The sequence below is a fragment of the Flavobacterium haoranii genome, from assembly GCF_009363055.1.
Taxonomy (GTDB): domain Bacteria; phylum Bacteroidota; class Bacteroidia; order Flavobacteriales; family Flavobacteriaceae; genus Flavobacterium; species Flavobacterium haoranii.
On record NZ_CP045292.1, the window covers coordinates 2,398,755 to 2,412,649 of the forward strand.

Consider the following 13,895-nt stretch of genomic DNA (forward strand, 5'->3'; position numbering starts at 1 on the left):
TTTATTTTTTTAAAAGTGCTTCAGCTCTTTTTCTATACTCTTCAGTTTTTTTAGAATTGCCCGTTTCGGCATAAGCTTCAGCTAATTGGATACAAAAATATTTTTCAAGATTTGTATCATCTACTACAAACTCTAAGCCAGTTTCTAAGAAATCAATCGCTTGTTTGTAATTCTGCGCTTTATTTTTAGCATAACCAGCATAGTAGTATAATTTTGGCTGTGCAGGATATAAGTCGATGAAGATTTCTGCTCGGTTGCCTAATTCTTCATATTTCTTAGCGTTTGATAAATTATCCAATAACAATTCAATAGCTTCCCAATCTTCTGGTTGATTTGTAAGTGCTTTTTCTAAAAAGAAAGATGTTTTTTCATAATTCTTTTTGTTGTAATAAAACTTAGCAACTTCTTTAGCCACATTTATACTTTTAACGGAAGATAAAATATCAACGGCTTGGTTTAATTCTTTCTCAAACTGAGTAGAATTGGATGTATAAATTAAAAACTCGTTAAGAAATTTATGTTTAATAGATTTTTCTACGTTTTTGTTTTTTAACACTTTAAGCATCGAATCAGCTGCGCCCACTCCGTTATTTTCATTTAAATACAATTTGAACAAGCTTATCGCAGCCCATTCTGAGTTAGGAATTTCTTTAGCTAATTGTTTTGCAACATCAATCGCTTTTTCTTCTTGATTTTGTTGCGAATAGAAAACCATTAAATCAATATAAGTTTGTTCGTTCTTTGGATTAGCTTTTATAGCATCTATTAGCGATTTTTCGTTTGAATTTGTTGTTCTTACAAGCGATAAATGTTTTTTATAATTCTTTAAAGTTTCGCTAATAACCGTGTTTTTTTCCATTTCCTGAATAAGCGCTAAAGCTTTTTCATTTTGATTGGTATACACATAAAGAGAAACTAAATCTTCTCTCATGTTTGGATCAAACTCGGTTAATTTTTGAACAATCGGAATCGATTTTTGAAAATCTTTAGTGATGTAGTAAACATCGTATAATCCGTTCCAATACCAGCGCTCTTTCGAATTTAAGTCTACTGCTTTTTGAAAAGATTGTTCTGCTTCTGCATACTTTTTTAAATCTAAAAAGTTTTTACCTAATTCATAATGAATTGCGGCATCATCAGGATTTTTAGCAATACATTTTTCAAGTGCAATTATAGCTTTGTCATAATTTTCAATTGCTCGTTCTCGTAAAGCATCGTAAAAATTATTTTCGATTTCATTATCAACAACAGCAATATCATCTGGATTTTCTTGTGCCCAATTAACATTGGAAACTAATAAAAATCCAAAATGAATAAATAATATAACAGTTTTTTTAATCATTATTCTAATACAGAGTAATCGCCAATACTTATACTTTTAAATTCACCATCGAATGTGGCGTGGTTACCAATCATGGCATTATCTAGATTTGCATTTCTAATGTGTGCATGAGTTTGAACTAAACTATTTTTGATAGTTGCATTACTAACATGTGTTGCTTTTCCTAATGAAACATTTGGTCCAACAGTTGAGTTTATTAAAATAACATCATCAGCAATAAAACAAGGCGGAATAATAGTTGAATTTTCAATTTTTACACTTTCGGCAATCATGTTTTCCTCGCCATCTTGATGAATGAAATTTAACATTCTCGAATTGGTATCAACCGTAACATTTTTATTACCGCAATCCATCCATTCCTCTACTTGACCCGGAACAAACTTCATTCCTTTTGCCATCATTTGCTTAATACCATCGTTAATTTGGTATTCTCCACCATGAATAATATTGTTATCGATTACCAATTGTAGCTCATCTCTTAAAACGCTTATATTTTTAAAATAGTATATTCCAATAACCGCTAAATCAGAAACGAAAGTTTGTGGTTTTTCAACTAATTCTATAATTTCATTAGCTTCATTCATTTGAACTACACCAAAAGCTTCAGGTTGATCTACTTGTTTTACCCAAATTACGCTATCGGCATTAGTATCCAAATCAAAATTAGCACGAATTAATGTATCAGCATAGGCAATTACTGCTGGACCGCTTAGTGAATCTTTGGCACACATAATAGCATGACCTGTTCCTAAAGGCTCGTTTTGATAATAAATAGTTCCTTTTGCACCTAATTTTTCTGCAATTGCAACTAAATCATTTTCTACTTGTTTCCCAAAACTTTCGTGTATAACAAAAGCAACTTCTTCAATAGGTTGGTTTAAAACTTTTGCAATATCTTCAACTAATCGGTGCACGATTGGTTTTCCAGCAACTGGAATTAATGGTTTTGGAACAGTTAATGTATGTGGACGAAGGCGAGAACCACGTCCTGCCATTGGGACAATTATTTTCATGTTACTAATTTAAAGATTGAAAAATTAAAAGATTAAAAAATCTTTTAATCATTAAATGTTTTAATTTTTTATAATGTGACTTCTCGACGCCGCTCGAAGTGACAAACCTACTGATTACTGCTACTGAACACTATTCACTATCGAGTTCCTGTACTACCAAATCCACCTGAGCCTCGAGAAGTTTCTGTTAATTCTTCGGTAACAATCCATTCTGCGCGTTCGTGTTTAGCAATAACTAATTGGGCAATTCTTTCTCCATTTTCAATTGTAAAATCTTCATTCGAAAGATTTACTAATATTACGCCAATTTCTCCTCTGTAGTCGGCATCTACAGTTCCTGGTGAATTTAAAACAGTAATTCCTTTTTTTGCCGCTAAACCGCTTCTTGGACGAACTTGAGCTTCGTAACCTATTGGTAATTCTATAAAAAGTCCAGTTTTCACAATAGTTCTTTCTAAAGGTTTTAAAATTATAGATTCAGTAATATTAGCACGTAAATCCACTCCAGCAGACGCTAAAGTTTCGTAACTAGGCAGTTCGTGATTGGATTTATTTATAATTTTTATTTGCATTAGTTTCTTTTTAAAATTTTGGCAAACAATTGTTTTTCATTTCTATATACAAAGTAAGCAAAAAATAGTAAACTGAGCACACCAAATATATAGGTGTTTCTTAAAAAAGGTATATAGAATGATATAAATGCAAGCGTTATGGAAAGTGTGAGGTAAATTGAAATTTTCTTTTTTTCGTAAGGAATAGGATATTTTTTTTGACCAAGTTTGTAAGATATAAACATCATGGTTCCGTAAGCAATAATAGTTGCGATTGCTGATCCTAAATAACCAAGTTGTGGAATTAATGCAAAGTTGAATGCTAAAGTTACAATAGCGCCAATTATCGAAATATAAGCTCCGACTTTTGTTTTATCTATTAATTTGTACCAAACTGATAGATTTGTATAAATTCCCAAAAAGAAATTTGCTATAACAATTAACGGAACAATATCCATAGCTTCCCAGTATTCTTTTCTAGGAACTAAAAATATTTTCAATACATCGGCAAAAACAATTATTCCGAGCGACATAAATGAGCCAAAAATGACAAAGTATTTTGTTATTTCTGCATATGTTTTTTGTGCGTTTTCATTTTTAGCATGACTAAAAAAGAATGGTTCGATTCCTAAAGTATAAGCGGTTCTGAACAAAACCATAAACATTCCTATTTTGTAGCATGCCGAATATGCCCCAATTTGTGCAAGTGGAACGTGTAACCAATCTAGTAGAATTTTATCAAAATGTTCGTTTATTGCAAAAGCTACTCCTGCAATTAAAATTGGAAATCCGTAGGTTATCATTTTTTTCCAAAGTACTTTATCAAAACTCCAATTCAGTTTTATATAATCTGGAAAAAGTACTATAAGCGTGAATAAACTTGCAATTACATTTGAAATGAAAATGTACCCAATTTGAAAATTTTCGAAATATATTGAAGATAAAAATGAGTTTTCAGAAGCCCATTTTGGTAAAAAGACTAAGAAAAAAACATTTAAAAATAAGTTGATGCCAACATTGGCAATCTTTATTACAGCATATTTTATTGGTCTACTTTCAGCTCTAAGTTTTGAAAATGGAATAATAACTAAAGCATCTAATACCAAAATAAATATCGTGTACTTTATGAATTCAGTATCAATACCAATTAGGTTTGCAATGTTTTCTTTCAATAAATAACTTATAATTAAGAATAGAGTGGAAGTAATCAGCAAAGAAATCATCGATGTCGATATTACTTTTCCTTTTTGTTCTTCGGTATTATAAAAACGGAAAAATGTTGTTTCCATTCCATATGAAAGTACCACGTTAAAGAAAACTAAGTAAGAAAATATAACAGAAACTTCTCCCATTTTGCTTTTATCAGAGAGATAATAGACATATAATGGGTTTAACAAAAAACTCATAAGTCTTGGTACAACTGTAGCCAAGCCATAAATTGCAGTTTGTTGAAATAACTTTTTGTAAAGGCTCAAATTGAATGTTTTTTACAGAACAAATGTAATTAATTTCTAGGTTTTGCTGTTGGGTATGCTAACATTTCCAATTTTTTTACATTTTGTACTTCTTTTTCAAAAACTTTTCCATTTTTTTCAAATACTAAGATTGCTTTTCCGTTTTCTATTGGCTTAGTTTGGACTTTAACTTCATCAGTTATTTTTTCGTCGAAATTTCTTTGATTTGCTTCAGTTCTAATGTAACCTAAATAGATTTTTTCATCTTGGGCAGTTATGTTATAAGTTGTGTACTGTAGTAATTTTAAAGATTTTAGTACAACATCTTTTGGTAGAGCGTTTTTAAAATTCACCGTAACATTTATTCCGCTACCTCCACCTTGTACTCCAGCAACCCAACTTTGATAGGTTAGACTCTCTACTATAATTTCTTGTACTTCAAAAGCAGTCTTTTGTGAAGTATCTAAATTTTGTTTGCAACTGCATGACAACATTACTAAAACTGATATGAAACTTATAAATTTTACCATGACTATTTTTAATGATAATAAATTTACGAATTTAATCTCAAATACTGCGCCAATATTTTATATTTGAAAACTTATTATGTTTTAAGACAGTTATATTTTATGCGTATTTTTTTATTACTCTTTGTTTTTGTTTTTAGTTCAGTTTTTGGTCAACAAGCAAAAAAATTCCAGTAACACTAAACAAGTTTGATTTTAATTATGTAGATGATTATGCTTGGTTAGAAAATTTAAATGATCCTGAAGTTAAATCTTGGGTAACTCAACAAAATGAAATTACTCAACCAATTCTGGATGAAGCCGTTAAATCAAACAATTTCTTGTTTAAAATTAAAGATTATAACTATTTGTCTACAAATGGTTTACCAAGTAAAATTGGTAAATACTTTTACACAAGTTATCGTTTAGATAAAGATAAACCATCGGTGTTACATTATACAGAAAATCTAAATGATATGCCAAAGGAATTGGTAAATCCATATAGAGTTTATAAGGATAAGAATGTTTTTATGCTAAATTTCAATCCTTCTAAAAATTCTAAAATTTTAGCTTATAAGATGAGTGTGAATGGAAGTGATCGTCATCAAATTAGATTTGTAGATATTCCTAATCAAGAATATTTAGATGATGTTATTACAGATGTTAAATTTTCTAGTTTAGTTTGGAAAGGTGATGAAGGGATTTTCTATAAACGTAATGGGAACAAGAATTTTACTGCTAAGGATTCGACTTTTCAACTGTTTTATCATGTGGTTGGTGATGTTCAAGAAAATGACAAATTAGTTTTTGATGCAACAAAATCAGAAGGTTCGTTTTCTTTTTTTAGTCAAGACGATAAATTTTTCTTAATTGAAACTAACAAAGAAGCGACTTCAAAAACTTATTATTATATTAATCAAAGTGGTGATAATGATTTTGCTTTAGTTCCTTTTTTAACGTCTGATGAGCTAAATTTTGATTTTGTAAAATATAGAAATGGTTTTGTTTATTGTAAAACCGATAAATATCCTTGGGGTTCATTAAGTAAGTTCAATATAAATAATCCTACTGAAATTTCAACTGTAATTCCTCAATATTATAATGAATTACTTTTAGATTGTAAATTTTTTGGAAAGTATATAATAGCAAAGTATAAAGTTTTAGGAAAATATCATATTAATGTTTTCGATTTAAATGGAACTTTTATAAGAAAATTTGAGGCACCATATGGTATGAATTTTTCAGTTCGTTTTTACGATGAAAAGAAAGATGATTTATATGTGGTTTTTTATTCTCATACAATTTCTTTTTTAAATTATAGATTAAATGTTACTACAGGAGAAAGTAGAGTTTATTACAATGATTTTATTCGTCCTAAGCCAACTTTATTTCCTTTTGATTATTTCGATTATAAAACGATTACATATAAGTCTAGAGATAATAAAGACGTACCAATTACTATTGTACATAAAAAAGGTTTAGAATTAAACAGAAGCAACCCTACTTTGTTAAAAGCATACGGTGGTTTCGGTTCAGTTAGTTATCCTACTTATGACGTAGGTTTATTACATTTTCTAGACAAAGGAGGTGTTTATGCTTATGCAGAAGTAAGAGGAGGTGGAGATAAAGGAGATAATTGGCATAAAAGCGGAATGGGACAAAATAAAATGAATTGTTTCAACGATTTCATTGATGCTGCTGAGTTTCTAATTTCAGAAGGATATACTTCTCCAAATAAATTAGCTATTAATGGAGGCTCACACGGAGGTTTGCTTGTTGGTGTGGCGATGACTCAACGTCCAGAATTATTTAAGTTAGCCATTCCAGAAGTAGGAGTTTTCGATATGTTTAAATTTGAAGAATACACCGTAGGTCGTTTCCATGTAGATGAATTTGGCAGTGTAGATAAAGAGGATGATTTTGTAAAAATAATGGAGTATTCTCCTTTACATAACATCAAAGAAGATATTAATTATCCAACAACCTTAATTGTTACGGGTGAAAATGATGATAGAGTACCACCAATTCATTCGTATAAATTTGCTGCAAAGCTTCAAAATAGAAAAGCACAAAAGAATCCTATTTATCTTTTAGTTAATGAGAACGCAGGTCACTATGGTAAGGTTTCCACTTATAATAATAGGGTAAAATATGATGCTGAATTCTACAGTTTCATTTGGGAAGAATTGAACAAATAAAAAAAGTGCCAAACTAATGTTTGGCACTTTTTTTTAATATATTATTTAAAATTATCTTTTTAATGCTTCGCATTTTGTTAATTAGACTTCACTACGTTTAGTCTAATTGTCCGTTTAATGCTTCACTTTGATTAATTTGACCTCTTTCAGCGTGCGGTCGAATTATCCGTTCAATGCTTCGCATTTTGGTTATTTGACTTCACTACGTTTAGTCTAATTATCCGTTTAATGCTTCCGCTCCACCAACAATTTCTAAGATTTCTCCAGTAATTGCTGCCTGACGAGCTTTATTATAAGTTAATTTTAATTGATTTCTTAATGCAGTAGCATTATCAGTTGCTTTATGCATTGCTGTCATACGTGCACCATGTTCAGAAGCAAAAGAATCACGAACCCCTTTGTATAATTGAGTTTTAAGTGATTTTGGTATTAATGTTAAAATAATTTCTTCTTTTGATGGTTCAAAAATATAATCAGATGCAATTGCTTCACCACCTGCAATTGGTTCTAATGGTAAAAATTGTTCAGCTTTTACAACTTGAGTCCCTGCATTTTTGAAATGATTGTATAAAATTTCTATTTTATCATATTCACCAGCAGTAAATTTATCCATTAAAATTTGAGCAATTTCAGATACGTTTTCAAATGTAAGATTATCGTAAACAGAACTATGGTTTTCAATCACGTTGTATGATTTACGTAACACATCGTTTCCTTTTTTACCAATTGCTAAAATATCTACTTGTTTTCCTTGATAAAAATTAGTTCTGTTTTTAACTTCTTTAATTACATTAGTATTAAATGCACCACACAAACCTCTATTAGAAGTAATTGCTACTAATAATACTTTTTTAACTTCTCTTTGTTCAGCAAAAGCTCCACCAGTATTACCTTCTAAAGTAGCACTTAAATTTTGTAATAATTCCGTTAATTTTTCAGCATACGGACGCATAGCGGTAATGGCATCTTGCGCTTTTTTAAGTTTAGCAGCAGAAACCATTTTCATCGCCGATGTAATTTGCATCGTAGATTGAACGGAATTAATTCTATTTCTAATTTCTTTTAAGTTTGCCATTTTTCTTAAGTAATTAGTAATTAGCAAATAGTAATTAGCTTTTCACTAATTACTATTCACCGTTTACTTATATTAATATTTTGCAGAAATTTCTTTAGATACTTTTTCTAAAACGTCAGTTACAGCATCATCAATTTTACCAGCTTTAATAGCGTCTAATGTATCTCTGTGTTTTGCGTTTAAGAAAGCTAAGAAATCTTTTTCAAATTCTTTTACTTTGTTAACAGGTACGTTTCTTAATAAGTTTTTAGAACCTGCGTAGATAATTGCAACCTGATCTTCAACAGTGTAAGGATCATTTACAGCTTGTTTTAAGATTTCTACGTTACGTTTACCTTTTTCAATTACATTCATTGTAGCAGCATCTAAGTCAGAACCAAACTTAGCGAAAGCTTCAAGCTCACGATATTGTGCTTGGTCTAGTTTTAAAGTACCCGCTACTTTTTTCATTGATTTAATTTGAGCAGAACCTCCAACACGCGATACAGAAATACCTACGTTAATTGCTGGACGAACACCTGAGTTGAATAAATCTGACTCTAAGAAAATCTGACCATCAGTAATCGAAATTACGTTTGTTGGGATATATGCAGAAACGTCACCAGCTTGAGTTTCGATAATTGGTAAAGCTGTTAATGAACCACCACCTTTAACAATAGATTTTAAAGATTCTGGTAAATCGTTCATGTTTTTAGCAATCTCATCATCTGCGATAACTTTAGCAGCACGCTCTAATAATCTTGAGTGTAAGTAGAAAACGTCTCCTGGATAAGCCTCACGTCCTGGTGGTCTTCTTAATAATAATGATACCTCACGGTAAGCAACTGCTTGTTTAGATAAATCATCATAAACAATTAAAGCAGGACGACCTGTATCACGGAAATACTCACCAATAGCAGCACCTGCGAATGGAGCATAAACTTGCATTGGAGCAGGGTCAGAAGCATTTGCAGCAACAATAACTGTATAAGCCATTGCTCCTTTGTCTTCTAATGTTTTTGCAATAGCAGCAACAGTTGATGCTTTTTGTCCTACTGCAACATATATACAGAATACTGGTTTACCAGCATCGTAAAATTCTTTTTGATTTAAGATAGTATCGATACAAACTGTAGTTTTACCAGTTTGACGGTCACCAATAACTAGCTCACGTTGCCCTCTTCCTACAGGAATCATAGCATCAACAGATTTAATACCTGTTTGTAATGGTTCGTTTACTGGTTGACGGAAGATAACTCCAGGAGCTTTACGCTCTAATGGCATTTCATATAAATCACCACCAATTGGTCCTTTACCATCAATAGGGAAACCTAATGTATCTACAACACGACCTACCATTTGCTCACCAACTTTTAATGATGCAATACGTTGTGTTCTTTTCACAGTTGAACCTTCTTTAATACCTGTTGAAGGACCTAACAATACTACCCCAACATTATCTTCTTCTAAGTTCAATACAATTGCCTCTAATCCGTTTTCGAATTGAACTAACTCACCGTATTGTGCGTTTGATAACCCATAAACACGTGCGATACCGTCACCTACTTGAAGTACTGTTCCAACTTCTTCTAAAGTAGCACCAGATTGAAAATCTGATAATTGTTTTTTTAATATTGCTGATATTTCAGCAGGTTTAATTTCAGCCATAACTATATTTATATACTAGTTAATTTTTAATTTTAAATTTTCATTATTGTATTTTGAAATGAAAGTATCAACATTCTCTTCATTAATACTTCCATCTTCATTCAAAATCTTATTTTTATATACCGCAGTAATAAGATCTTTTCTAAACATATTTGTAGTAAGTTCCTTGTCTAATTTAGGAAACTTAACAGTATAAACTGATTTTGTAATTGTAGGTTTTATACCAAATTTAGAAGGATTGGGTGTAGAATAATACGCCTGATTACGTTCTTCGTATGATGTACTTAAAACTGTAATAAATTCTACGTCGTTTAGAGTACTATATGAAGTAAAAAAACCTTCTTCATTATATTTAACAAATTCAACTCCGTCAACTGTAACTATACCTTTTTTAAACTTTAATTTTTGAGAAAAACTAAATAAAGAAAGACTTAAAAACAAAACAATAAGTATCTTTTTCATATTTCTTAGTTATTAGTAAATTCTCTTTTTAATTGTTGTAATTTATTAGCAACAGAAGCATTGTATTGCTTATCGCCAATTCTTAAAATAAAACCTCCAATTATAGATTCATCTACAACATTTGAAATGGTAACATTCTTAGTTGAGAATTCTTTAATTTTTGATAATACTTTTGTTTCTAATTCACCTGTTAATGGAACTGCTGTTGTAACAATTGCATTTTCAATATTGTTTGCTTCATTGTATAAAGCTTGAAATTGCTTTGCAATAGCAGGTAAAATTTCAAATCTTTTATTCTCTAAAAGTAATTGAAATAAACCTTTTGTTTCATTTTGTGAAGAAGAAAATATCTCTGTTAAAGCATTGTGTTTAGTCTGTCCTTTAACAACTGGATTTTCTAAAAAATTTCTCAATTCTTTAGATTCCTTTACTGATAAAAGTACACTATTCATATCAGAAAGTACTTTATCTGCATTGTTGTTTACTTGAGCAAGATCTAAAATTGCTTTTGCGTATCGTACAGCTGCTCTACTTTCTGCCATGATTAATTTAATTTTGCATCACCTAACATCTTCTCAACTAATTTAGTTTGAGCTTCTTTGTTAGCTAATTCTTCTTTTAATAATTTTTCAGCAATACCAATTGAAAGTGTAGAAACTTGTGATTTCAATTCCGCCATAGCAGCATTTTTCTCGCTTTCGATAGTAGCTTTTGCTTGAGCAATCATTTTTTCACCTTGAGTTTGCGCCTCATCTTTTGCCTCAGCAATCATTTTTTCTTTAATTTCACGAGCTTCTTTTAACATAGTGTCTCTTTCAGCACGAGCTTCAGCTAATAACTTTTCGTTATCTGCTTTTAAATTTGCTAAGTCTTTTTTTGCATTTTCTGCTGCCATTAAAGCATTTTCAATACCTTCTTCGCGAGCTGCTAAAGCTGCTAAAATTGGTTTCCAAGCAAATTTTGCTAATAATACAATTAAGATTACTAAGATAATTGCTTGCCAGAAAAACAAACCGTATGAAAAATCATTAAATAATTTATCCATTGTATATTTAAAATATTAAGGTGTATTCAAATTTGTTTAACAAAACAAGACCTGTAACCAACCGTTACAGGTAACTTGTTTCTTTTTAATTAAGCTCCTAAGATTAAAGCACCGAATGCTAAACCTTCTAATAATGCACCGATGATGATCATCGCTGTTTGGATTTTTCCAGCAGCTTCTGGTTGACGAGCAATAGCGTCCATTGCAGAACCACCAATTTTACCTAAACCTAAACCAGCTCCGATAACGATTAAACCAGCACCTACTAAATTTGGAATTGTCATAATAATTGATTTATATAATTAAACAAAAATTCAAAAAAAATTAAACTATAGAATTGTCGTGTTCTCCTAAAACATCTTCAGAATGATGTTCGTCATGGTGATGATCTTGAACTGCCATACCAATAAATAATGACGATAGCATAGTAAAGATAAACGCTTGTAAGAAAGCAACTAATAATTCTATAATTGAAATAAATAATGTTAATGCTAAAGATGTTCCAATTGCACCACCAGTTGATAATTGTTCTTTCATTAAGAAAACAATTGCAATTAACCCCATAACAACCGTGTGACCTGCAGTAATGTTTGCAAATAAACGAATCATTAACGAGAATGGCTTTGTGAACATACCCAGAACCTCAATTGGAGCTAAGATAATTTTCATTGGAACTGGTACACCAGGCATCCAGAAAATATGTCCCCAATAATCTTTATTAGCACTAAATTGCGTTATAAAGAATGTAAATAAAGCTAAGCATAAAGTAACTGTAATGTTACCAGTAACGTTAATTCCTAGAGGTGTTAATCCTATTAAGTTTAATAACCAAATTAGGAAGAAAACCGTTAACAAAAACGGCATGAATTTTTTGTATTTTTTTTCACCTATGTTTGGACGAGCGATTTCATCTCTAACATAAATTACAAGTGGCTCTAGAACACGGCTAAATCCTTTTGGTAAGCTATTTGGTCCGTTTTTGTAAGTTTTAGCTAAAGAAGTAAACATTACAAATAATAAAATAGCTGTAATTAAAAGTGAGAATACATTTTTAGTAATAGAAAAGTTGATTGGTTTTTCAGCTGTTGGGTGATGATGTTCATCTAATTTTAAATCACCAGTTGCATCTGTTTTGTAGATTTTTCCGTGGTGTAATACATAAAATTGACCATCTTTTTCAACTGTCGTTTCGCCATAGTGAAACTCTGAAGCTGAAAATACTTTTAAACCGTTATCAATTAAAATAACAGGTAAAGCAAAACCATAGTGTTTGTTTTCTGCTTCGTCAGCAAAAAAAGTAAAATAGTAATCGTCTTTTAAGTGATGTGCAATATGCTCATTAATCACCTCTTTTGGAGATAAACTCTCATGACCTTCTGCATCTTCGTGAGTTGCATGTTCTTCATTAACTTCGTGACTTTCAACTTTTATACTATCTACAGTATCTGAAGCTAAAGCGTTTGACGCAGTAAAAACCAGCATTAAAGCTGCTAAAATTGATAGTGGTTTTCTCAGAATCACAATTATATAATTTGTATGGTTCTTAAAAATTTTTGCAAAAGTACAACTTTAATTAAAATACCAAGTTAGAATATCTTTTTTTTTTGCTGATTTGTTATACAAATTTACTTTTTACTGTTTTTTTGTAGTAAAACGGCTGTAAAATAGGCGTCTAAGCACATAAATGATAAAAAGATGATAGTAAAATAGAGTTTGTTTGAAATCGTTTTCGTTTGCTCGGTAATCGTTAAAGAATAAAATAAATAAACTAAAATATTTTTAATAGTGAACGTAACAAGGAAAATGAAGCCAAGTTGATCTGTTTTTTTTGCATAAAATGCAGAAATTAGCAATAAAAAAATGGTCAAAACTGTTTCAAAAAAGAATACTTTTTGAGCAAATTCTAATTCTAAATTATCACCTGAAATAATATAAAAAAATACATTGCTAAATATCAAAAAAGAATAGGAAATAAAATTTTTTGGTCTTTTAGTATAGAGAAGTTATTCATTATCTTCTTTGCTAATTTGTTGTACTTTTTTAATGACTAAATATAAAGCCAAAAACACTCCGAAGAGTGTTAATGATTGCTTTAGATATGTTTTTTGATAATATTCATCTAGTTTTGAACCTATATAGGAAAACAACAAAATTGTAACGCCCATTTGCGATGGAATTGTTACAAAATAAAGCCATTTGCTAGGCTGTTTTTTCGGATTGTTCATGAGGTAATGTTTTCAATTGGCTTTTCATTACACAAGTAGCTTCAAAGTTTGCACCTGGTTCTACGGCTAATTTACCAACAACTACATCGCCTTTAATATGAGCAGTCGATTTTACACTCAATAATTCTACAACTTCTAATTTTCCAGAAAACTTACCTTCAATATCAATGTTTTTGCATTTGATATCGCCTTGAACTTCTCCAGATGGACCGATAACTAATTTACCGGCAGAATTATAATTCCCTATTAAAATGCCATCAAGTCTAAAATCGGCTTTAGATTGAATGTCACCTTTAATAATAGTTCCTTCAACAATTCTGTTTGTTTTGCCAAGAGCACTTTCTTTGGTTTTTGATTTGTCAAACACAGTTTTAGGT

15 protein-coding genes are annotated in these 13,895 nt (G+C 30.6%); 1 reads left to right on the forward strand and 14 read right to left on the reverse strand.

Annotation, left to right across the window (positions count from 1 at the left end):
• Position 1: 1 nt before the first annotated feature.
• The 5 genes from GCU34_RS11395 to GCU34_RS11415 form a co-directional block, all read right to left on the reverse strand.
• On the reverse strand, positions 2-1,342 hold the full coding sequence (locus tag GCU34_RS11395; protein WP_072781961.1) for a tetratricopeptide repeat protein: 1,341 nt from the start codon (positions 1,340-1,342) through the stop codon (positions 2-4).
• Entirely contained in the window at positions 1,342-2,355 is a 1,014-nt protein-coding gene (locus tag GCU34_RS11400; protein WP_072781959.1) for a sugar phosphate nucleotidyltransferase, read from the reverse strand. Before GCU34_RS11400 ends, GCU34_RS11395 begins: the two co-directional genes overlap by 1 nt.
• Positions 2,356-2,492: 137 nt before the next feature.
• Entirely contained in the window at positions 2,493-2,927 is a 435-nt protein-coding gene (gene dut, locus GCU34_RS11405; protein ID WP_072781958.1) for a dUTP diphosphatase, read from the reverse strand.
• Positions 2,927-4,381, reverse strand: a complete 1,455-nt coding sequence (locus GCU34_RS11410; RefSeq protein ID WP_072781956.1) for a lipopolysaccharide biosynthesis protein — start codon at positions 4,379-4,381, stop codon at positions 2,927-2,929. The genes dut and GCU34_RS11410 overlap by 1 nt, the downstream gene beginning before the upstream one ends.
• Before the next feature lie 29 nt (positions 4,382-4,410).
• Positions 4,411-4,890, reverse strand: coding sequence for a hypothetical protein (locus GCU34_RS11415; protein ID WP_072781955.1), 480 nt, complete (start codon positions 4,888-4,890; stop codon positions 4,411-4,413).
• Positions 4,891-5,054: 164 nt separating this feature from the next.
• On the opposite strand from GCU34_RS11415, the gene GCU34_RS11420 reads away from it, so the two are divergent.
• Complete coding sequence (locus tag GCU34_RS11420) at positions 5,055-7,064, forward strand: prolyl oligopeptidase family serine peptidase (protein ID WP_227658792.1); 2,010 nt, start codon at positions 5,055-5,057, stop codon at positions 7,062-7,064.
• Positions 7,065-7,281: 217 nt separating this feature from the next.
• Here the strand turns inward: GCU34_RS11420 and atpG are convergent, their stop codons facing one another.
• From atpG to GCU34_RS11465, 9 genes are all read right to left on the reverse strand, one after another.
• Entirely contained in the window at positions 7,282-8,139 is an 858-nt protein-coding gene (gene atpG, locus GCU34_RS11425) for an ATP synthase F1 subunit gamma (protein WP_072781951.1), read from the reverse strand.
• A 72-nt stretch (positions 8,140-8,211) separates the two neighbouring features.
• Positions 8,212-9,786 carry a F0F1 ATP synthase subunit alpha gene (gene atpA, locus GCU34_RS11430; protein WP_072781949.1) on the reverse strand — a complete coding sequence of 525 codons (1,575 nt, stop codon included), beginning with the start codon at positions 9,784-9,786 and terminating at the stop codon, positions 8,212-8,214.
• Positions 9,787-9,801: 15 nt separating this feature from the next.
• The gene (locus tag GCU34_RS11435) at positions 9,802-10,248 is read right to left on the reverse strand and encodes a hypothetical protein (RefSeq protein ID WP_072781947.1); all 447 of its coding nucleotides are present in this window, start codon (positions 10,246-10,248) and stop codon (positions 9,802-9,804) included.
• A 5-nt stretch (positions 10,249-10,253) separates the two neighbouring features.
• Positions 10,254-10,790, reverse strand: coding sequence for an ATP synthase F1 subunit delta (gene atpH / locus GCU34_RS11440; protein ID WP_072781946.1), 537 nt, complete (start codon positions 10,788-10,790; stop codon positions 10,254-10,256).
• Between the two features lie 2 nt (positions 10,791-10,792).
• Positions 10,793-11,293, reverse strand: a complete 501-nt coding sequence (locus GCU34_RS11445; RefSeq protein ID WP_072781944.1) for a F0F1 ATP synthase subunit B — start codon at positions 11,291-11,293, stop codon at positions 10,793-10,795.
• 89 nt (positions 11,294-11,382) lie between these two features.
• Positions 11,383-11,577 (reverse strand): ATP synthase F0 subunit C, encoded by a 195-nt coding sequence (locus GCU34_RS11450; protein WP_014165720.1) that lies wholly within the window; start codon positions 11,575-11,577, stop codon positions 11,383-11,385.
• 40 nt (positions 11,578-11,617) lie between these two features.
• Entirely contained in the window at positions 11,618-12,817 is a 1,200-nt protein-coding gene (atpB, locus tag GCU34_RS11455) for a F0F1 ATP synthase subunit A (RefSeq protein WP_072781942.1), read from the reverse strand.
• Positions 12,818-13,296: 479 nt separating this feature from the next.
• Positions 13,297-13,518 carry an AtpZ/AtpI family protein gene (locus GCU34_RS11460; RefSeq protein WP_072781938.1) on the reverse strand — a complete coding sequence of 74 codons (222 nt, stop codon included), beginning with the start codon at positions 13,516-13,518 and terminating at the stop codon, positions 13,297-13,299.
• Positions 13,493-13,885: a bactofilin family protein gene (locus tag GCU34_RS11465; protein ID WP_072781936.1), complete on the reverse strand. Its 393-nt coding sequence runs from the start codon at positions 13,883-13,885 to the stop codon at positions 13,493-13,495. The genes GCU34_RS11460 and GCU34_RS11465 overlap by 26 nt, the downstream gene beginning before the upstream one ends.
• Positions 13,886-13,895: the final 10 nt, after the last annotated feature.

Coding starts and splice junctions, on each gene's coding strand:
- atpG (WP_072781951.1), bottom strand. CDS start 8,139: ATGGCAAACTTAAAAGAAATTAGAAATAGAATTAATTCCGTTCAATCT.
- GCU34_RS11435 (WP_072781947.1), bottom strand. CDS start 10,248: ATGAAAAAGATACTTATTGTTTTGTTTTTAAGTCTTTCTTTATTTAGT.
- atpH (WP_072781946.1), bottom strand. CDS start 10,790: ATGGCAGAAAGTAGAGCAGCTGTACGATACGCAAAAGCAATTTTAGAT.
- GCU34_RS11395 (WP_072781961.1), bottom strand. CDS start 1,342: ATGATTAAAAAAACTGTTATATTATTTATTCATTTTGGATTTTTATTA.
- atpA (WP_072781949.1), bottom strand. CDS start 9,786: ATGGCTGAAATTAAACCTGCTGAAATATCAGCAATATTAAAAAAACAA.
- GCU34_RS11445 (WP_072781944.1), bottom strand. CDS start 11,293: ATGGATAAATTATTTAATGATTTTTCATACGGTTTGTTTTTCTGGCAA.
- dut (WP_072781958.1), bottom strand. CDS start 2,927: ATGCAAATAAAAATTATAAATAAATCCAATCACGAACTGCCTAGTTAC.
- GCU34_RS11415 (WP_072781955.1), bottom strand. CDS start 4,890: ATGGTAAAATTTATAAGTTTCATATCAGTTTTAGTAATGTTGTCATGC.
- GCU34_RS11460 (WP_072781938.1), bottom strand. CDS start 13,518: ATGAACAATCCGAAAAAACAGCCTAGCAAATGGCTTTATTTTGTAACA.
- GCU34_RS11450 (WP_014165720.1), bottom strand. CDS start 11,577: ATGACAATTCCAAATTTAGTAGGTGCTGGTTTAATCGTTATCGGAGCT.
- GCU34_RS11400 (WP_072781959.1), bottom strand. CDS start 2,355: ATGAAAATAATTGTCCCAATGGCAGGACGTGGTTCTCGCCTTCGTCCA.